13 protein-coding genes and 2 rRNA genes (1 of these 15 running past the window's edge) are annotated in these 19,944 nt (G+C 42.2%); 5 read left to right on the top strand and 10 right to left on the bottom strand.

What is annotated here, in order from left to right:
• Nucleotides 1-2,036, top strand: a 23S ribosomal RNA gene (locus AO498_RS16905) (it extends 829 nt beyond the left edge of the window).
• Between the two features lie 100 nt (nt 2,037-2,136).
• A 5S ribosomal RNA gene (gene rrf / locus AO498_RS16900) occupies nt 2,137-2,248 on the top strand.
• Between the two features lie 80 nt (nt 2,249-2,328).
• Here rrf and selD read toward each other — a convergent pair.
• The 9 genes from selD to AO498_RS16855 form a co-directional block, all read right to left on the bottom strand.
• Nucleotides 2,329-3,369 carry a selenide, water dikinase SelD gene (gene selD / locus AO498_RS16895; RefSeq protein ID WP_067550139.1) on the bottom strand — a complete coding sequence of 347 codons (1,041 nt, stop codon included), beginning with the start codon at nt 3,367-3,369 and terminating at the stop codon, nt 2,329-2,331.
• Nucleotides 3,356-4,396, bottom strand: a complete 1,041-nt coding sequence (gene mnmH, locus AO498_RS16890) for a tRNA 2-selenouridine(34) synthase MnmH (RefSeq protein ID WP_067550137.1) — start codon at nt 4,394-4,396, stop codon at nt 3,356-3,358. The genes selD and mnmH overlap by 14 nt, the downstream gene beginning before the upstream one ends.
• 67 nt (nt 4,397-4,463) lie before the next feature.
• Nucleotides 4,464-4,784, bottom strand: a complete 321-nt coding sequence (gene trxA / locus AO498_RS16885; protein WP_067550135.1) for a thioredoxin — start codon at nt 4,782-4,784, stop codon at nt 4,464-4,466.
• 123 nt (nt 4,785-4,907) lie between these two features.
• Complete coding sequence (gene dnaE / locus AO498_RS16880; protein WP_067550133.1) at nt 4,908-9,197, bottom strand: DNA polymerase III subunit alpha; 4,290 nt, start codon at nt 9,195-9,197, stop codon at nt 4,908-4,910.
• Nucleotides 9,198-9,538: 341 nt separating this feature from the next.
• On the bottom strand, nt 9,539-10,282 hold the full coding sequence (locus tag AO498_RS16875) for a GLPGLI family protein (protein WP_067550131.1): 744 nt from the start codon (nt 10,280-10,282) through the stop codon (nt 9,539-9,541).
• 23 nt (nt 10,283-10,305) lie between these two features.
• The gene (locus AO498_RS16870; protein WP_067550129.1) at nt 10,306-13,125 is read right to left on the bottom strand and encodes an outer membrane beta-barrel protein; all 2,820 of its coding nucleotides are present in this window, start codon (nt 13,123-13,125) and stop codon (nt 10,306-10,308) included.
• A gap of 326 nt (nt 13,126-13,451) precedes the next feature.
• Complete coding sequence (rsmG, locus tag AO498_RS16865) at nt 13,452-14,096, bottom strand: 16S rRNA (guanine(527)-N(7))-methyltransferase RsmG (RefSeq protein ID WP_067550127.1); 645 nt, start codon at nt 14,094-14,096, stop codon at nt 13,452-13,454.
• Nucleotides 14,096-14,707, bottom strand: a complete 612-nt coding sequence (locus AO498_RS16860; RefSeq protein WP_067550125.1) for an RNA polymerase sigma factor — start codon at nt 14,705-14,707, stop codon at nt 14,096-14,098. Before AO498_RS16860 ends, rsmG begins: the two co-directional genes overlap by 1 nt.
• Nucleotides 14,698-15,834 (bottom strand): glycosyltransferase, encoded by a 1,137-nt coding sequence (locus AO498_RS16855; protein WP_067550123.1) that lies wholly within the window; start codon nt 15,832-15,834, stop codon nt 14,698-14,700. Before AO498_RS16855 ends, AO498_RS16860 begins: the two co-directional genes overlap by 10 nt.
• A gap of 120 nt (nt 15,835-15,954) precedes the next feature.
• On the opposite strand from AO498_RS16855, the gene tgt reads away from it, so the two are divergent.
• Genes tgt through AO498_RS16840 form a run of 3 tightly spaced genes read left to right on the top strand, consistent with a single transcriptional unit; the run spans nt 15,955 to nt 19,076 of the window.
• Nucleotides 15,955-17,085: a tRNA guanosine(34) transglycosylase Tgt gene (gene tgt / locus AO498_RS16850; protein ID WP_067550625.1), complete on the top strand. Its 1,131-nt coding sequence runs from the start codon at nt 15,955-15,957 to the stop codon at nt 17,083-17,085.
• Between the two features lie 2 nt (nt 17,086-17,087).
• Nucleotides 17,088-18,161 (top strand): LptF/LptG family permease, encoded by a 1,074-nt coding sequence (locus AO498_RS16845; protein WP_067550623.1) that lies wholly within the window; start codon nt 17,088-17,090, stop codon nt 18,159-18,161.
• Entirely contained in the window at nt 18,162-19,076 is a 915-nt protein-coding gene (locus tag AO498_RS16840; protein ID WP_067550121.1) for a DMT family transporter, read from the top strand. It abuts the gene before it with no gap.
• Nucleotide 19,077: 1 nt separating this feature from the next.
• On the opposite strand, the gene ispE is transcribed toward AO498_RS16840, so the two are convergent.
• Nucleotides 19,078-19,884 (bottom strand): 4-(cytidine 5'-diphospho)-2-C-methyl-D-erythritol kinase, encoded by an 807-nt coding sequence (gene ispE, locus AO498_RS16835; protein ID WP_067550118.1) that lies wholly within the window; start codon nt 19,882-19,884, stop codon nt 19,078-19,080.
• Between the last annotated feature and the right edge of the window lie 60 nt (nt 19,885-19,944).

The following is a 19,944-nucleotide window of genomic DNA, read 5'->3' as shown; positions in this document are numbered from 1 at the left end:
CTCCCCGAAATGTTTTTAGGAACAGCGTCGTGGATTGTATGATGGAGGTAGAGCTACCGATAGGACTAGGGGGAGTCAAATCCTACCAAATCCTGACGAACTCCGAATGCCATCATATAGAAACGGCAGTGAGGGCTGGGGTGCTAAGGTCCCAGTCCGAGAGGGAAAGAACCCAGACCTTCCGCTAAGGTCCCCAAATCTAGATTAAGTTGAACAAAGGTGGTCCAGTTGCAGAGACAGCCAGGAGGTTAGCTTGGAAGCAGCTATTCCTTTAAAGAGTGCGTAACAGCTCACTGGTCGAGCGACAGGGCGTCGATAATAATCGGGCATCAAATCTAGTACCGAAGCGAAGGATTGCAGCAATGCAGTGGTAGGGGAGCATTCCAACGGCGGTGAAGGTATCCTGTAAGGGGTGCTGGAGTTTTTGGAAAAGCAAATGTAGGCATAAGTAACGATAATGAATGTGAGAACCATTCACACCGAAAGACCAAGGTTTCCTGATCAACGTTAATCGGATCAGGGTCAGTCGGGACCTAAGGCGAACCCGAGAGGGGTAGTCGATGGACAACGGGTTAATATTCCCGTACTGTGTATACAGGCAAAGGAGAGACGGAGTGATGAAAGATCCGCCCGGTGACGGAATACCGGGTTGAAGCGAGTAGGTATTGGAGCTGTAGTTAAATGCGCAGCTTTAGCCGAACGTGATAGTACCGAGCGTCTTCGGACAATTGGATAGTGATCCTAAGGGCTTCCAAGAAAAACTTCTAGCGTTAAGCGTATATGCACCCGTACCGCAAACCGACACAGGTGGTCGAGGAGAGAATCCTAAGGTGCTCGAGTGAATCATGGCTAAGGAACTCGGCAAAATGGCCCTGTAACTTCGGGAGAAGGGGCGCCTCCAGCGATGGAGGCCGCAGTGAAGAGGCCCAGGCGACTGTTTAACAAAAACACATGGCTTTGCGAAGTTTTAAAGACTAGGTATAAGGCCTGACACCTGCCCGGTGCTGGAAGGTTAAGAGGGGATGTTAGCGCAAGCGAAGCATTGAATCGAAGCCCCAGTAAACGGCGGCCGTAACTATAACGGTCTTAAGGTAGCGAAATTCCTTGTCGGGTAAGTTCCGACCTGCACGAATGGTGTAACGATCTGGGCGCTGTCTCAGCCATGAGCTCGGTGAAATTGTAGTCACGGTGAAGATGCCGTGTACCCGCAACGGGACGGAAAGACCCCATGCACCTTTACTGCAGCTTAGCATTGGTACTGGACAAATGATGTGTAGGATAGGTGGGAGGCTATGAAGCGGGTTCGCCAGGATTCGTGGAGCCACTGTTGAAATACCACCCTTTGTTTGTTTGGTATCTAACCCCTTGAAGGGGGACATTGCTTGGTGGGTAGTTTGACTGGGGTGGTCGCCTCCAAAAGGATAACGGAGGCTTCCAAAGGTTCCCTCAGTACGCTTGGTAACCGTACGAGGAGTGCAATAGCATAAGGGAGCTTGACTGTAAGGCCGACAAGCCGAGCAGGGTGGAAACACGGGTATAGTGATCCGGCGGTTCTGAATGGAAGGGCCGTCGCTCAAAGGATAAAAGGTACGCTGGGGATAACAGGCTGATCTCCCCCAAGAGCTCATATCGACGGGGAGGTTTGGCACCTCGATGTCGGCTCGTCACATCCTGGGGCTGGAGAAGGTCCCAAGGGTTCGGCTGTTCGCCGATTAAAGTGGCACGCGAGCTGGGTTCAGAACGTCGTGAGACAGTTCGGTCCCTATCTGTTGCGGGCGTGGGAAGTTTGCGAGGACCTGACCTTAGTACGAGAGGACCGGGTTGGACTGACCGCTGGTGTACCGGTTGTGGTGCCAACTGCACTGCCGGGTAGCTACGTCGGGAAGAGATAAGCGCTGAAAGCATCTAAGTGCGAAACTCCCCTCAAGATGAGACTTCCATATAGGGCCCTCAGAGACGATGAGGTTGATAGGCTGCAGGTGTAAAGTCAGCAATGGCATAGCTGAGCAGTACTAATTGCCCGAAAGCTTACCTACAGTTTGTTACAGTTTCTACGAAATATGTTAAAAGAGTCCTGAAGTCGAAAGACTGAAGACCGAAGAACACAAGATATTAGATACCGCAAGGTATAAAGATTTAGGCGGCCTAGCGCAGGGGTCCCACCTCTTTCCATCCCGAACAGAGAAGTTAAGCCCTGCAGCGCCGATGGTACTGGGGTTACTCCCGGGAGAGTAGGTCGCCGCCACATTATTCTAAGCCTTCAGCTAAGCCCTGAAGGCTTTTTTATGGATTAGATCTTTGCTGTAGTATTGGGTAATTTGTTTTGGATCAGCTTACGATAACTGGGTACTCATTTTTAGGAATGAATTGTCCTATTTCCCAGAAAGCTTGATTATGGTTTTGTAATGTTGTTTCAAACCATTCTTTATTATCCTTATTTACAGCGATCAATAGTCCCCCGCTAGTTTGGGGATCACAAAATTTCACCAAATCCATTCCTGTTATTCCACGAACCTTAGTATTGAATGCATTCCAATTTCTATAGGTGTTGTCAGGAAAAATAAATTGGTTGATATATTCTTGTATTCCTTCGATTAAAGGCAATTGAGATAGAATAATTTCTGCAGTTAGATGAGCTCCTTCTGCCATTTCGATTAAATGGCCTAAAAGTCCGAAACCTGTGACATCTGTTATTGCATGGACTTCTTCATGGTTGCCCAACTCCATCCCAATAGAATTTATTTTGCAGGCTACTTCAATAAGATTTGAATAGCCTTTTTGGTCTATTTTAGAACGTTTCAGAGCTGTTGCTAATATGCCAATTCCCAAAGGCTTTGTCAGATAAATTATATCTCCTTCTTGTGCCCCTTGGTTAGTTTTTATTTTTTTTGGGTGAATTATTCCATTCACAGATAGTCCGAAAATTGGATCTTTTGCTGCGATTGAATGTCCCCCGGCGATTTCAATTCCAGCTTTTTGACAAATCACCTTGGCGCCTTCTAGAACTTTGGCAGCTAAATCAGGAGCTAGTTTTTCTACTGGCCAACTTAATATTGCATTGGCAAAAAGTGGTTTTCCTCCCATAGCATAGATGTCCGAGATTGCATTTGCAGCTGAAATTCTACCAAATTCAAAAGGATCGTCAACTATGGGAGTGAAAAAATCTACTGTATTTATAATGGCTAAATCTTCGGACACTTGGTATACAGCAGCATCATCTTTTTGAGAATTTCCTACGAGTAGATTAGGATCATTTTGCTTAAATGTTCCACTAGATAGGAGGATTTGATCCAAAATGGCAGGAGCGATTTTACATCCGCAACCTGAGCCTTCACTCCATTCCGTTAATCTAATTTCAGGGGTTTCCATTGATATTTTTCTTTGTGGTAATTAATGCTTCAACTTGATCAATCCAGTTAAGGCCAGTAAAATCAAGGTGGGTTATTTTTGATTTTTGATGTTTATTAAGGTCAAAATCGTAGGTCTTGTCGTAGTAGATCAAGAGATTTGAAATCCATGATACATGGTTTCCTTGCTCGATATCCCAAATAGCTTCTTGTGTTCTTATTCCTCCTAATCGCTTATGGAGTCTTTTTACTGCTGCGATCAATTCTTCCTTGGGTAATTTGGAGTATTCTTCTGAAATATGTTCAATTCGTTCTTCTTCGGATTTTTGGATCTCCAAAAGTGGTGCTTCTAGCATTTGTTCATAAAATCGATCTGGAACAATGGTTCTTCCGATTTTTCGGCTTTCATTCTCTACCCATATTGGCTGTGTAGAATCAAATTTTACTAGTTCTTCGGCTAAAAGATTTTCAAATTGTTCCACTGAAGGTTGAGGAGGCTGTCCAATCGAACCAAAAGAAGATCCTTTATGATGAGCTAAGCCCTCTAGGTCGACGACTTGTTCTCCTTTTTCTTTTAGTTTCTTTAAAAGAAGCGTTTTTCCAATGCCTGTTTTACCTCCAAGGATAAGGAAGGGGTATTCTGATCTAACCTTTTCAAAGGTGAATGATCGATAGCTTTTATAACCACCCTTGAGTCTGAAAATCTCAAACCCAACCATGGATAATAACCAAGAAAGGATTTGACTCCGCATTCCTCCTCTCCAACAGTAGACTATTATTTTTCTATTTGGGAATTTTTGTAATGCTTCTTTTTGAATCTGATGAAATCTTGGGCCTACCAATTCAAAGCCTTTGAGTGTAGCTTCTTGTGCCCCTTTTTTCTTATAAAGAGTACCTATCTCAATTCGTTCTGAATTAGTTAGAATCGGCAAATTGTAAGAGCCTGGAATATGACTTTGCATAAATTCGCCTTCGCTTCTGGCATCAATTATTGGGAGCACCTTCCGAAGGTTCCAAAATTCGTCTAAGGTTATGAGAGACTCTTGCATGCTGAGGTGAAGATAAAAAAAGCCGTGAAGAGTTTCTCCACGGCTCGATTCTCAGTGTAATTAAGAATTAAAGTTGTGCATCAAGTTTTTGAGCAAGAACTGCTTTTGGAACAGCTCCGATTTGCTTATCAACGATTTTACCGTCTTTGAAAAACAATAAGGTCGGGATAGAACGGATGCCAAATGCCTGAGCTACGGAAGGATTCGCGTCAACGTCCACTTTTCCGATTACAGCTTTTCCTTCGTATTCAGAAGCCATTTGCTCCACTACTGGTCCGATCATTTTGCATGGACCGCACCATTCCGCCCAAAAGTCTACCAATACAGGCTTATCCCCAGAGACAATTTCTTCAAAATTGGCATCAGTTATTTCAATTGCTTTTCCCATCGTATTCTTGGATTATTAAGTTCTATTTTTCAAATATATCAGCAAAAGTGGTTTGGTCGAAGTTTAGTTCCTGCAGTTCTCGAATATTTGTCTATACATCATAGATTCTTTCGATCAAGAGGATTAAACTACTTTATATACCACCTCTGGTATTGCCTTGAGTTCCTTGATCATTTCAGCACTTGGGTCGATGCTGAATTTTTTAGAGAAAAGTTCAAGGGTAATATTTTCTCTTCGATCAATCACATCGATGTACAATTTCGCATCCCCCTTAAACTTCGCCGTAATTGCTTCTAACTTTTCCATTAGATCATAATTCAGGTCGTCCAAATCAATATTGACACGAATTCCTTTAACCATTTTTCCCCGAACCTCGCTCAAAAGCATCATGCTATTGATCTTAATTTCGAGTTCATTTTCAGCTCCCCACTTTCTAGGTGCAACCGAAGCGGAGAGAAATAGAAACCAGCCATTCATGAAATACTCTTTAAACTTCACATAGTCATCTCCAAACAAGAAGAAGGTATGAGATCCATGGTAATCCTCTAGGGTTAGGGTACCAAATGGCTTCCCGTTTTTAGTGGTTCGGTGAGCAAAAGAGGAGACTGATCCTGCCATTTTTAGCTCATTTTTCCCTTTTAGAGATTCCAAATCCGCAAGTGCAGTCAGTGGCGTATTTGTAAACGATTCGATCTCTAATTTGTATTGATCCAAAGGATGTCCGGAAATAAATAGACCGACGACTTCTTTTTCAATATTCAGCTGTTGAATTTGTGAAAACGGCTCCATTGGTGCTACTGAAGGCAGCGGGATTTCGGCATTTCCCCCTCCTCCTCCGAAAAGACTGACTTGCGCGCTATCTTCTTCCTGCTGTACTTTTTGCGCATATTTAGTGGCCTTTTCAATTAGGGTAACTTCCCCGTCTACTGCCTCTAAATATTGTCTTCGATGATGTTCTTTAAAGCAATCGAAGCTTCCTGCCATGGCCAAGGCTTCCATGGTTTTTTTATTTAATGCTCTTGAGTTTACACGCTTTGCAAAGTCGAAAATGTTTTTGAATGGACCTCCCTTTTCTCGCTCTTTGATAATTTCCTCAACGGCTGCGGCTCCCGCCCCTTTGATGGCGGCCAATCCAAAACGGATTTCTCCTGCAGCGTTTACGGTGAAACCACTCTTCGATTCGTTGACATCGGGCCCAAGCACTGGAATCCCCATTCGCTTACATTCTTCCATAAAGAAGGTGACCTGCGTGATATCATTCATGTTATTGCTCAATACCGAAGCAAGATATTCTGCAGGATAATGGGCCTTGAGATAGGCAGTTTGATAGGCTACCCAAGCATAACATGTCGAGTGGGATTTGTTAAAGGCATAGGATGCAAATGCCTCCCAGTCTTTCCAGATTTTCTCAAGCTTTTTAGCATCGTGGCCCTTTGCCGAAGCCTGTTCCACAAACTTAGGCTTCATTTTATCCAAAACATCCTTTTGCTTTTTACCCATCGCTTTTCGAAGGACGTCTGCTTCTCCCTTCGTAAATCCGGCCAATTTTTGGGATAAAAGCATTACTTGTTCCTGATAGACTGTAATCCCATACGTCTCCTCCAAGTATTCCTTCATGTCATCCAAATCGTAGGTGATAGGCTCTTGGCCATGTTTTCTTCGGATAAATGAAGGGATGTATTCCAAAGGTCCTGGTCGGTAAAGGGCATTCATCGCTATCAAATCTGCAAAAACCGTAGGCTTCAGTTCACGCATGTATTTCTGCATCCCTGCAGATTCGTATTGGAAAATACCAACTGTTTCTCCCCGTTGGAAAAGCTCGTATGTCTTTACATCATCGATAGGGAAGGTGTCTGCATCTAGTTCAATCCCATGACGTTCCTTGACGATTTTGATGGCATCTTTGATCAGAGTCAAGGTTTTGAGTCCCAAAAAGTCCATTTTTAGCAGACCTGCTGATTCTACTACGGAGTTGTCAAATTGGGTACAGACCATATCAGAATCCTTTGCCAAGGCAACAGGGACAAAGTTGGTGATGTCAGCAGGGGTGATAATTACCCCGCAGGCGTGAATTCCGGTATTTCTTACCGAGCCTTCCAATACAGTAGCTTGGTTAACCGTTTTGGCTAATTCATCCTGACCTTGGGCAATTCGTAATAGTTCATCGGCTTTTTGAAGTAATTCTCCTTGACCTTTGAGTTTATCCTGTAGCGCAGGTCGATTTTTTGCGAGGTCAAAAAGAGTTTTCAGCTTGATATCAGGTACTAAATTGGCTAATCTGCCTGCTTCAGCTAATGGTAGATTGAGAACCCGAGCAGTGTCTCGAATGGCTGATTTTGCTGCCATCGTACCATAAGTGATAATTTGTGCCACTTGGTTGGAACCGTACTTTTTGATGACATAGTCGATCACATCCTGACGACCTTCATCATCAAAGTCAATATCAATATCGGGGAGAGAAACCCGATCTGGATTTAGGAATCTCTCAAAAAGGAGGTCATATTCGATGGGGTCCACGTTGGTGATCCCGATGCAGTAAGCGACTGCCGAACCTGCAGCAGATCCACGTCCTGGACCAACTGAAACCCCCATGTCTCTAGCAGCTCGAGTAAAGTCTTGAACAATCAAGAAATAGCCAGGGTATCCTGTTTTTTCAATGGTCGCTAATTCAAAATCCAATCGTTCTTGAATCTCCGGAGTGATTTCCTTGTAGCGTTTTTTCGCGCCTTCATAGGTTAGGTGGCGTAGATAAGCATTTTCACCACGCTTTCCTCCATCTACCTCATCTTCCGGATGCTTGAATTCCTCTGGAATATCAAACTTCGGAAGTAGGACTTCCCGAGCAAGTTTGTAGGCTTCACATTTGTCTACAATCTTTTGGGTACAAATAATAGCTTCAGGCAAATCCGCAAAAAGCTTCTTCATTTCCTCTGGACTCTTGAGGTAGAATTCATCATTGGGGAATCCATAACGGAATTCCCGACCACGCTTGCCAATGTATTTTTTGGGTTTTTCTACCAGTTCTCCGTCTTTCACACAAAGCAAAATATCGTGTGCTTTCGCATCCGCTTTGTCATTATAATAGGTGTTGTTGGCAGCAAAATACTTGACATTATAGCGCTTTGCAAATTCTAAAAGAACCTCATTGACCTTTTCCTCCTCGGGTATCCCGTGTCGGTTTAGCTCAACATAAAAATCTTCCCCAAATTGCTCTCTCCACCAAAGGAAAGCCTCCTCTGCCTGTGTTTCTCCCACATTCAGGATCAGGTAGGGGATTTCTCCCCAAAGTCCACCAGTCGTGGCAATCAGGTCACCTTTGTATTGTACCAGTAGCTCCTTGTCTATTCGAGGTACATAATAAAAGCCTTCAATATTTGCATAGGAAGCTAGTTTAGCCAAGTTGTGGTAACCAGCTTTGTTTTTGGCGAGGAGCACAGTTTGATAGCCATCGTCTTTATTGGCTTTGTTTTTTCGATCTCGACAGAGATTGAATTCACATCCCAATATGGGTTTGAGTTCCTTGCCCATTGCTTCTTTCACAAAATGAAAGGCGCCCATCATATTTCCATGATCGGTCATTGCTACAGCAGACATTCCCATGGATTTAGCTTTGGCAACGATGGATGGAATTTCGGAAGTTGCTTGCAGAACAGAATATTGAGTATGTACATGCAGATGCGTAAAAGGAACATCGGCCAAATCAGAAATATCTGCTTTTCCGGCTTGTTTGAGGATATCTTTGGCCGACTTTTGTTCTTCCTTGGCTTGAACAAAGTTTGCATCTGCTAGCTTCGGTGCCTCGTAAATGACTTCTTCTAATAAAATTCCCGGTTCGGGTTTTTGCACTCCCTGAGTTATCAGTCCAAAAAAGCATCGTGCCGTAGCGTCCACGTCGTAGGCTGCATCATGGGCATCATCAAATCCGACTCCAAAAAGCTTTTGGTGAAGTTCAGTTAGGGTTGGCCACTTGAATTTCCCCCCTTTTCCCCCAGGAAGGGCACAAAAATCCGTGGATATGTCTTTGGTATCGAGTTCAGCTTTGCTTTCAAAGGGCATGACTAGCTCTGCGCGCAAATATTCCGAACCGACCACATTAATATCGAAACCGATGTTGTGACCCACCAGGAATTTGGCCTGAACGACATCTTCCCGAAAAATCTGTAGGATTTCTTTCAGGTCGTGACCTTCTGCTAAAGCGCGCTTAGTGGAGATACCGTGTACTTTTTCAGCATTGTAAGGAATGGTAAATCCCTCAGGTCGGATGATGTAATTGTGATTGGAAAGGAGCTTGCCGCGGGCGTCATGCAGCTGCCATGCGATCTGAACCAGTCTGGGCCAGTTGTCCACATCGGACATAGGTGCATTGTAATCCCGGGGCAGACCAGTGGTCTCGGTATCAAAAATGATGTACATACTTTTGGGGAAATTGAGCCTTCAAATTAGGGGATAAAGCCCAAGCAAAAAATTGATTGGCGAGAATTGTCGCAAATAAAAATCCAAGTGTCTGGGTTTCTTTAAAATAGGATTAAGTGTTTGAAAATCAATAAGTAGTATTGTTTTTACTTTGAAATTGTACAGCGTTTATTTTGGAATTGTACAGATTTTGGATGCAGTGTTGGTTCTGGTAATCTCTTTTAAAATCAGATAATTAGCTAATTCAAATTCATAGCTTGGAGACGGATTTCAATATTAGATAAGAGGTTTGAAGACTAGCTAATCTTTTTCAATTCTTCTTTATCCGGATTATTACCTGCTCAATATCTCAAATCCCACATCCAAGCCTGCTTACTTTCTACAGAATTCTGGATAAAGTTTTTGACGAGCTCTAGATATTCTGTACCCGACACTTCTTTTCCCTTCATTTTTTTAGGTAATGTGATGATTTCAGAAGGTTCTCCAAAAGCGATTTTCTCAGCTTCGACGATCAGCATGCCGTCATTGATGTCATAGGCCAAAATCAATCCAGGTAGGCCAAATAACTCTTCTGGGCCAACTGGAACTGGGATATCGGAGGCAAACCATGCAGTAATTTTTTGGCCTTTGATTGGATCCTCGCTTACAGCTTTCATGCACATGTGCCCAAGAATATCTCTAATTTCATTCATTACCCTCCATTTTGGAGCAGTAAGATTGTCACGGACCACATAGGTTTTACCCATTTGATCCATGTATTTCAGATAGCTTTGTTCGGCAAGATTATTAAACACAAAGTAGTCCTCAACTTGCCAAGAGTAGCTCCGAACCTCATAAGGCTCGCCGTAAGTATAGAGACTTTTATCTGGCCAAAATTGGAGTTTCATCCGGGTGCTGTAGCCATCAGGATTGCCCCAAGTAAGGAGAATTCGATCTCTTTCTTGCTGGGTAAGGTGAGGCATACTGGAGTAGATTTTATCGTAAAAAATCTTGTACCGGTATTCAACCTCGCCCACGATATTTTGGGCTTTAATTCCTGAAGCAATCAGAATTAGCACAAGGGTGACAAGATGCTTTAATTTCATGGTCGTATAGATTGGCTAGTAGATTAATATCTGTCATTTTTTACTTCTACCCCACGCATATTGTAGGTCACACCGATTAGGAAATACCTTGATAGGGTTTCAATCCTTCCGTTTGAAACGAAGTTTTGTCCTGCAAATTGGCTTATCGTTTGATTTTGCTTAAAGATGTCATAAGCAGAGAGTCTGACCTCCCATTTTTTAGCCTCACCGATTAATTTGTAGACAAAAGCATTAAGAATGGGCACCTCCTGATTGAATCCAAAACTTTTATTTTCAAAGCGGTTGTAACTGAACTTCATGTCAAAATAGAAGGCCTTAGGCAGTTTAAGGTTCATATTGGTGTATGCACTCAAATTTAGGATGTCTTGATTCTGAGCTGGATTCTGCTCGTACTTGGTTTTGCTAAGGCGAAACGATGATCCTGCGTATAGACTCAACCATTCTGTTGGAGTAAGGTCTAAACTCCCTCCAATACTTTGACTTAACGTATTGGTTTCGGTTTCAAGGGAGTTGATCAGAGCAATGCTTCTAGCATAAGAAGGAGTCGCAGATATATAGGCATTCATTTTGGTTTTCACGATTGGAAATCCAAATCCTAAATACGAGTTGTAACGTTGTCCTCCCGAAACATTTCCTGCCTTAAATGTGGTGACAAAGGTTTCAGGATCAATGGTTTGGTTCTGTACTACTTGACTGGTGTAGAAAGTTGAATTCAAAGAAAAATACAGATTGATAAAAGTAGCAGGATCATACATATTGTACCCGGCATTAAATGAATGACTTACCTCTGGCTGCAGATCTGGATTACCTTCGCGAATAAACAATGGGTTAGAAATATCTTTGAATGGCTGAAGGTTAGAAATACTTGGTGGAGTGACTCCCATAGAGTATCCTGCGTTGAGTCGCTTGTTTCCTTTCATTGTCTTCCAATAAGACAAATTGGGAGTCAGATTGAGGTAGCTTTTATCTACTATCCCCAAAATCTCACTGTCCTTTTCCACCGAAAATCTTCCGTTCAAATTGTAGTTGGAGGCAGCTAATCCCAAACTTAGGTTTGAGCCTTTGTTGGCATATCGAATACTCGATCCGAGTCGATTATAGGTGATTTGATTGTCAAAAAACCGACTTAGATCAGGATTCAGCTCTAGGATATCACTTCCTTCTAAATCGAATACACGACGGTCAATTTGGCTATTTGATTGGCTGAAATTGTAAAACGACTCCCAAAAAATAACCTTACTGACCGGCTCAACAAAAAGCAAACTAGACTTGATCACGTTAGAGCTGTTCAATGCCTGATTCACTTGGTCCAAATTTCTAAAATAGGTGTTGGGATCAGTTGAGTTAACGAGGTCCACTACGGATTTTTGGATACCATCTTGATCTGCATCACTGTAGGTGTTGCTGATGCTGGCTGCAAAGTTTCTCCCGCTTTTGTCGAATTTATGTCTAAAGATCGCTGTGCCTTGGAAGGACCCTGACCATCTATTCGATCTGTTGTTCCGTTCCATTTGGCTTTGTTCGGTGCTACTTCGGATCAATTCCTGTAAGCTTTGGAGTGAGGTTCGAAGTGTGCTAAGTCTTCCTTTGGCATTGATGGTAAGGGTGTTGGCGCTGTCCAATTCGTTCTGGAAACGAATGGTTGCTCGGTGGTGTCCCGCCATGTTGTTTTGAGCACTTTCGTCATTGGAGGTGAAGGAAGAATTATCTTGAAGGAAAGTGGTTCTTGAATTGAAACTTTCGATGATTTGATCACTTCGGCTGTAGAAATAATTTCCGCTGAAATCCTTTTTGTCTTTCAGACGATTGTAATTAATGCCAATGGCTTGGTTATTGGAAAAGCCGGAACTGAGGTTATTGAAGGGGATTTCGAAGGATTCTTCGTTGTCACCTCCAGAAAAAGAGATGATAGTCATTCCTCCGCTCGCATTGAATCCGAAATCTCCGGTATCTCCAAATTGAAATGCGCCGCTACCTCTAAATTCCTGTAAATCATCCCAGCTCAAGCCGGTCTGATTCACATTGTTGCCGTAGCCAATGATTGAGAATTGGTTGATTTGGTCAAATTTATTGTAGGATGCATTGGAGGTCCATCTTCCGTCTGTACCTCCTGCTGCTGAAATTTTACCAAAACCTCCTTTTTTGGCTTCCTCTTTAAGCTCCACATTGAGCGTTTTTTCCTTCACTCCATCCTCGGCACCGGTGAGTTTGGATTGCTCGGATTTATCGTCAAAGAGCTGAAGTTTACTGATAGACTCTGCATTTAAATTCTGAGTTGCCATTTTGGTGTTTCCACCAAAAAATCGTCTCCCATCCACGGTTACCTTTTGAACTTGTTGGCCTTGAGCCACGATATTTCCATCCACATCAATTTGAATCCCAGGGAGCTTGCGAAGAAGATCTTCAAGGGTCGCTCCTGGGGGCACTTTAAATTTACTTGCGTCGTACTCCAGCGTATCTCCTCGCATCATCAGTGGCGCTTTAGCTGCCTTCACCACTACTTCGTACAGTTCTTGAAGGATGGGAGAGAGATAAATTTCTTCCACCTCAAGTTCATCGGTATTTGGCAGAGTGAGTTCTTTCTGAAAAGGGATGTAGCCCATATAGGTAGCTTTGATGAGTAGGGGCTGCCTGTCTACATTTTTGAAGATGTATTCCCCTTCTTTGTTGGTCAGGGTATAAGCAACCAAAGCGGAATCTTGTGGACTTAGTAGAAGGACCGAAGTGTAGTCAAGTGGTAGGTTGGTGGTGTCTTTGACCGTTCCTCGGATCGTAAGTTTGGATTGGGCTTGCGAGGTAAAAGTAATGGCAAGCAGCAAAAGGAATGAAAGGAGAAATTTCATTGGTTTAGCGTTATCTATCAAATTATAAAATCAAAGACTAAAAGAATCTCGAATGAAAACTAGGCTCAGAATACTTCCATAATAGGAATCCATATACCTATTTTCAATCCCATTCCTTGTCAAACAAAAATTGTATCGACCAAAAGAATTACCAGTAATAATAGTTGGGGATCGACAAACCTTTTGATTGACGAAATTTACAATACTGCTAGTTTAGTGATTATTTTTCTGAAATAGAAAGACTATTTTGTTAAAATTTGTTGGTAGTCTAATTGAATGGACTTCTCTTTAGGATAATTAAGTCTTAGTAGGAGATGATTAAAAAATCACCTTTTGTCTTCCCAAGGCATATAGACCACTTTTTTGGTCTCAAAAAATTCTTCTTGAAAGTAGTCGCTCAGATGGTAGGTAACATAGGATTTGCCAGTTTCTTCCATTTCCTCATCGACATCTCCACCTTTGAGATACAGGATGCCATTGGGGAATTCGTTAAAATCCTCTTTTTTGATTTTTCCTATTACCCAAGGATAAAAATTGATCATCCGTGTTACTGCTCGGCTGATTACAAAGTCATATTTCCGAACCAAAGATTCAGCTCTAGCTTGTTGCGCTTCTACATTGGTAAGTTTTAAGGCCTTGGCTACCTCTTTTACTACTGTAATTTTTTTACCGATTGAATCAACCAAATGAAAATGGGTATCCGGAAAAAGAATTGCCAAAGGAATTCCGGGAAATCCTCCCCCTGTTCCAATGTCTAAGACCTTCGAGCCGGGTTGGAATTGCATTACCTCAGCTATCCCCAAGGAGTGAAGGACATGGTGGATATAAAATTGATCCATGTCCTTACGGCTGATTACATTGATCTTCGCATTCCATTCTTCATACAATTCTTTCAACCGATCAAATTGATCGATTTGATTTTCCGTCAAATTTGGAAAATAGGATAAGATCAAAGCTGTACCTGAATTCATCAGATGTGTTTTTCTTTACCGGAGGCGATTTCGTAGAGTAATTCTCTGGATCGATGAAGCTGAGCTTTCACTGTTCCCAGCGGTTTGTCCAGTTCCTGGGCGATTTCCTCATAGGACAATTCATCGAAATAGCGAAGCTGAACCAGCTTTCTATATTTCGCAGGAAGTTTGTCTACAAAAATCCGGACCATTTCGATTCGTTGGGATTTGATGAATTCATCCTGAGGATTATTGTCATCATCTTCTACGTCGATATTTACCGAATTTCCTCCGTCATCAGACATCGAGGTATTGAGACTCATAGTCTTGAGTTTCTTTTTCCGGATAAAGTCGATCGTATTGTTAGTGGCAATTCTGAAAAGCCAAGTCGAAAAAGTGTAATCTTTTTTAAATCGTTCCAGATTTCGGAATGCTTTGGCAAAGGCCTCCATGGTTAGATCCTCCGCATCATCTGCATCACGGATCATTTTCAAAATCATGAAATAAACTGCCTTTTTGTACCGCTTCATCAGGGTAGCAAAAGCAGACTGGTCTTTTTCGATCACTGCCTTATCGATTAAGGCGAAATCTTCCAGAGCCTTGTTTGAAAAACCGCGTTCGTTTATTTCCATTTAATGTCTTTTGCCTGATAGGAAACAGTCCCTAAAATCCAGAAATATCCCAGATAGATGAGGTCGTTGATCCAAGTATTAAGTTGGTTTGAAGATCCTTGGATTTTTTTAGATGCGGAAGCGAATACACGCCACATCAAAAGGGATCTTAAAAGAATAATACCGAAAACAACGGAAAATTGTTCCCAGGATTGAATTATTCCGAAATAAACAAGTAGTCCGAAACCTCCCAGCCAAAATAAGGCATGGGAAAGGGAAAATATTCCTATTTTTCGTTTGTCTTCCCCTCGGTAAAATTTCCCTGCGTGCAAATGTCTTTTCTTTTGGATCAAATAGTCACTCCAATTGGATTTCGGAATGGAGAGGGTCATTGCGGAAGGATCAATGACCATGGCTGTATTGCTACCCGTAGCATATTGATTGACAAACAAATCATCGTCCCCGCCTTCCAAGTGCCAGATTCCCTTGAACGCTTTCACGTCCATAAAGAAGCTTTTTCGGTAAGAGAGATTTCTACCAATTCCCATAAACGGTGCTTTCCATAGTCCAAACGAAAAATAGAACAATGCTGTCAAAATCGTTTCGAATTGAATCCAACGATTTAGCATTCCACTTTCTTTTTGGTATCCCGAAAATCCAATCGCAAATGTCTTTCCTTCTTCCCGGACCGGAGCTGTCATTTTCCGAATCCATTGATCTGAATTGGGAATGCAGTCTGCATCAGTCAATAAAATGACGTCGTTTTTGGCCACTTTAATCCCTAGGGTTAGCGCAAATTTTTTCGAAGTGACATGATTTGGCGTATACTTCACCGTCACTGACCTCAGCTTGGGATAGATTGCCATCATTTCTTCCAACAGCCTTTTGGTACGGTCCGTACTTCGATCGTTGATGATCATCACATCAAACTTAGGGTAATCTTGTTCGAAAAGCTTCGGAATGAGGTTTTTTAGGTTTTTGTACTCGTTGTGAGCAGCAATAAGTACAGTTACACCCTCTTCATTTCCCGAATTTTTGGATGATGATGTGAAATTGCCCCAAGCAGTTCGGCCAAAAATGATCAGTAAATACACTGCTTGAATGGAGACTCCGATTCCGAATATTAGCCAAAGTAAAAATAAGCCCATAGGTTGATTTTGCAGGGCAAATATAAAATCAATTTGAGCAAGTCATTTAGGAATAAGTGGATATTTTTGCAGGTCAAAAAACTGAAGTCCGTACTTAAGGATTTTCAGGCAATTGCATTTATGAAATTCACTTTAGAAAAAACAGATTCCCAATCTAAGGCTAGAGTTGGCCTGATCGAGACAGATCATGGCACTATTCAAACACCTATTTTTATGCCCGTTGGGACTGCTGCCACCGTTAAGGCCGTGCATCAGCGAGAACTTAAAGAGGATATTAAGGCTCAAATTATTCTTGGGAACACCTATCATCTTTATTTGAGACCAGGGCTAGAAGTCCTTGAAAAGGCAGGTGGGCTTCATCGATTCAACGGATGGGATCGACCAATTTTAACCGATTCGGGAGGGTATCAAGTTTTTTCACTGGCAGGCACTCGCAAGATCAAAGAGGAAGGAGTGACTTTCAAATCTCACATTGATGGGTCCAAGCACAACTTCACTCCCGAAAATGTCATGGATATCCAACGTACGATCGGAGCAGACATTATCATGGCTTTCGATGAGTGCACGCCTTATCCTTGTGAATATGGCTATGCGCGAAATTCGATGGATTTGACCCATCGTTGGTTAAAGCGTTGCATATCCCGATTTGATTCAACTGAAGGAAAATACGGCTACAGCCAAACACTTTTTCCGATCGTGCAGGGATCTGTTTACAAAGATTTACGAAAGCAAAGCGCGGAATTTATCGCGGAACAAGGTCGTGAAGGAAATGCCATTGGTGGACTTTCTGTTGGTGAGCCAGCAGAAATGATGTACGAAATGACCGAATTGGTCACGGACATCTTGCCAACTGAGAAGCCTAGATACTTGATGGGTGTGGGTACACCAGCTAATATTTTGGAATGCATCGCCTTGGGAGTGGATATGTTTGATTGTGTGATGCCGACGAGAAATGCACGTAACGGAATGCTATTTACTTCGGAGGGTATTATCAATATTCGAAATGAAAAATGGAAGGATGATTTTACCTCGATCGATCCAGCCATTGGCAATTATGCAAGTACCTTTTACACCAAAGCATATCTTCGGCATTTGACCATCTCCAAGGAAATATTGGCAGCTCAAATTGCCTCTATTCATAACTTAGCCTTCTACCTTTGGCTTGTGAATCAAGCTCGTGAGCATATCTTGGCAGGTGATTTTGCCGTTTGGAAAGATCAAATGGTAAAAAAAGTAAGTACGAGACTGTAAGCATGAAAATACTCGATAAGCTGATCATTAAGGAGTTTTTGAAAACCTACTTTTTTGTAGTGATCATGCTGATCCTTGTCGTTTTGGTGTTGGACTTCACTGAAAAAAACGATAAATACATCCAAAACCAAGTGCCTGCTTGGGAGATCTTGCAGTACATGGGCAACTATGGATTGTATCTCAATAATCTTCTGACGCCGATTACAGTATTTATTGCGGTTATTTTCATCACTTCCAAAATGGCAGGAAGGACGGAAATTGTGGCCATATTAAGCTCTGGAGTAAGTTTTGTTAGGATGCTTCAGCCGTTTTTATTTGGGGCAGCTATGATCGGAATGATAAGCTTTTTGTTGAATGGCTGGGTACTCCCGGTGGCCACTCAGAAGGTTACCGAATTTAGGATGAAATACCTGGAGAGTACCGCTGCCTCTTCTGAAGGAAATCACCATATCAAAGTAGGTCCAAATACCTACGCTTACATCAGCCGATTTTACAAAAGTGGGAATACCGGATATTCTTTCACCCTCGAGGAGATTAAAGACGGTCAACTTCTCTCCAAACTTCATTCGGATCGAATCCAATGGGATACGGCAAAGAATGTTTGGCGATTGGAAAACTGGAAACTAAGAGAGTTAAATGAGGTCGGTGAGACCTATACGGTGGGAACCGAACTTGACACTATTCTTTCAATCACTCCCGCTGACTTTGATTTACCTCCCAATCACCATGAAACGTTGAAACTCCCTGAGCTAAGTCGACAAATCCGAATTCTAGAAGATCGAGGGGCGGATAATGTGAGTTTTTATCGAATCGAGCGATACGTGAGGTTTATGTCTCCATTTGCAGCAATTATTTTGACATTCATAGGGGTGATCATGTCCTCCAGAAAGACAAGAGGAGGTTCAGGATTTCAAATTGCCATGGGCTTTTTGATGGCCTTCGTCTATATATTATTGTTTATTTTATCGAGGACCTTTGCTGAAAATGGATCTGAATACCCCATTCTAGCAGTCTGGATGCCGAATATTATTTTTGCTTTGACAGGTCTTATTTTATACAAAACAGTCCCTCGATAAATGTCATCCCATTCATTTAAGGATTACCTCTTACTCCATTTTATTGTGATGATTTGGGGGTTTACTGCAATTTTAGGCTTGTTGATCAGTTTGCCATCGTTGGAATTGGTGTTTTACCGGACTTTGATCGCAACTTTTGGAGTTTTGGTAGTGATGCTGGTTCGGAAAAAATCAATTTCCGTTCCTTTACCCGAACTGCTTAAAATTGCCGGAGTAGGTGTGTTAATCTCTTTGCATTGGATTTTCTTTTTTTGGTCAGCTCGAGTTTCCACTGCATCGGTTTGTTTGGCGGGTATGGCGACGACCTCACTATGGACGGCTTTTGTAGAGCCAATGGTCAATCGGACCAAGGTGAAATGGTATGAGGTGGCCTTGGGCTTGTTAGTGATTTCAGGATTATTGGTGATTTTCCAGTTTGAGTCAGGTTATTGGCTTGGCTTAGCCATGGCCTTAGTATCCGCTTTTTTAGGAGCATTATTCTCCGTGCTTAATGGACGATTAACCATGAGGCACACTCCTTATCAAATTACTTTATTTGAAATGGGAGCAGCATGTCTTTTCGCGCTTTTGTTTATGCCCATATATGCCAAATTCCTAACAGAGGGCAATCCTATTCAATGGGCCTGGAAAGACTTGGATTGGCTTTGGTTACTCCTTTTGGGAGGAGTTTGTACCGTTTATGCCTTTTCAGTTTCTGTTGATTTAATGAAAAGACTTCCTGTTTTTTCCATCAATTTGACGATAAACCTAGAACCGGTATATGGGATTCTTTTAGCAGTTCTGATTTTTGGAGAAAAGGAAAAAATGACCCCCCAATTTTATTTAGGTACTTTAATTATTCTGGTTTCAGTTTTAATTTATCCAATACTGAATTATTGGAATAAGCGCAGGAAATCCCTTCCTACAATCAATTGATTTAAAGTTCGCTGCTAAACACAAAGTATTGTTCATCCCAACTTATGCCTTCTGGTTGGTGATCAAATAGTCCAAAGACACTAGATCCTGAACCGGACATGGCAGCGTAAAAAGCGCCGCCTTGATACATTTTTTCCTTAATGGCAGCTATTTCTGGATGGTTTTTAAAAATGCTTGCTTCGAAATCATTGACTAATTCTGCTTTCCATCTGCTTCGATCCGCCAGTACCTCCTCCAATTTGATTTTAGGTGCAGCTGGAGTTACGCCGGCGTAGGCTTCTTTAGTGCCCACATGAATTCCGGGGTTGATTAAAACGATAAATGATCCTTTTAAAGAAAGATCTATGCTTTCCAGAATTTCGCCTCTTCCCCGTGCTATTTTGGGTGTGTTTTCAATGAAAAAAGGGCAATCACTCCCTAGTTGAGCGGCATATTCTTCTAGAAAAAAATCATCTAAATGAAGGTCATAAAGGTTATTCAAAAGCTTTAAGGCAAAAGCTCCATCAGCAGATCCGCCCCCCAATCCTGCTCCCATCGGAATATGCTTGTGGAGGTGAATAGACACGGGAGGCAAGTTGCCAAAGTCTTTGCGGAGGAGGGTTTGTGCTTTTAAGATCAGATTGTCTTTCGAACTTCCTGGAATTTCCAGTCCGGTAGACTGGAAGTTCTCCTTCTTATCCAAAATCATCTCCAATGCATCAAAAAGGGGAATTGGGACCATGCATGTTTCAATTTCATGGTATCCGTCTTTCCGCTTGGAAGTAATATGAAGTCCTAGATTTATTTTGGCGTTTGGGAAGACAATCATGTTTTGAGAGTTTGGTCAAAAATAAGGCAAAAGTCTGGTTAGAATGGATTGGTGAACTTT

It is taken from the genome of Algoriphagus sanaruensis (assembly GCF_001593605.1).
GTDB classification, from domain to species: domain Bacteria; phylum Bacteroidota; class Bacteroidia; order Cytophagales; family Cyclobacteriaceae; genus Algoriphagus; species Algoriphagus sanaruensis.
Note: the sequence above shows the minus strand (reverse complement) of the source record. Positions and strands in the feature narration are given on the sequence as shown.

What these genes read in the sequence shown, in the direction of transcription:
- selD (WP_067550139.1), bottom strand. Translation starts at nt 3,369, where the DNA reads ATGGAAACCCCTGAAATTAGATTAACGGAATGGAGTGAAGGCTCAGGT.
- mnmH (WP_067550137.1), bottom strand. Translation starts at nt 4,396, where the DNA reads ATGCAAGAGTCTCTCATAACCTTAGACGAATTTTGGAACCTTCGGAAG.
- trxA (WP_067550135.1), bottom strand. Translation starts at nt 4,784, where the DNA reads ATGGGAAAAGCAATTGAAATAACTGATGCCAATTTTGAAGAAATTGTC.
- dnaE (WP_067550133.1), bottom strand. Translation starts at nt 9,197, where the DNA reads ATGTACATCATTTTTGATACCGAGACCACTGGTCTGCCCCGGGATTAC.
- AO498_RS16875 (WP_067550131.1), bottom strand. Translation starts at nt 10,282, where the DNA reads ATGAAATTAAAGCATCTTGTCACCCTTGTGCTAATTCTGATTGCTTCA.
- AO498_RS16870 (WP_067550129.1), bottom strand. Translation starts at nt 13,125, where the DNA reads ATGAAATTTCTCCTTTCATTCCTTTTGCTGCTTGCCATTACTTTTACC.
- rsmG (WP_067550127.1), bottom strand. Translation starts at nt 14,096, where the DNA reads ATGAATTCAGGTACAGCTTTGATCTTATCCTATTTTCCAAATTTGACG.
- AO498_RS16860 (WP_067550125.1), bottom strand. Translation starts at nt 14,707, where the DNA reads ATGGAAATAAACGAACGCGGTTTTTCAAACAAGGCTCTGGAAGATTTC.
- AO498_RS16855 (WP_067550123.1), bottom strand. Translation starts at nt 15,834, where the DNA reads ATGGGCTTATTTTTACTTTGGCTAATATTCGGAATCGGAGTCTCCATT.
- tgt (WP_067550625.1), top strand. Translation starts at nt 15,955, where the DNA reads ATGAAATTCACTTTAGAAAAAACAGATTCCCAATCTAAGGCTAGAGTT.
- AO498_RS16845 (WP_067550623.1), top strand. Translation starts at nt 17,088, where the DNA reads ATGAAAATACTCGATAAGCTGATCATTAAGGAGTTTTTGAAAACCTAC.
- AO498_RS16840 (WP_067550121.1), top strand. Translation starts at nt 18,162, where the DNA reads ATGTCATCCCATTCATTTAAGGATTACCTCTTACTCCATTTTATTGTG.
- ispE (WP_067550118.1), bottom strand. Translation starts at nt 19,884, where the DNA reads ATGATTGTCTTCCCAAACGCCAAAATAAATCTAGGACTTCATATTACT.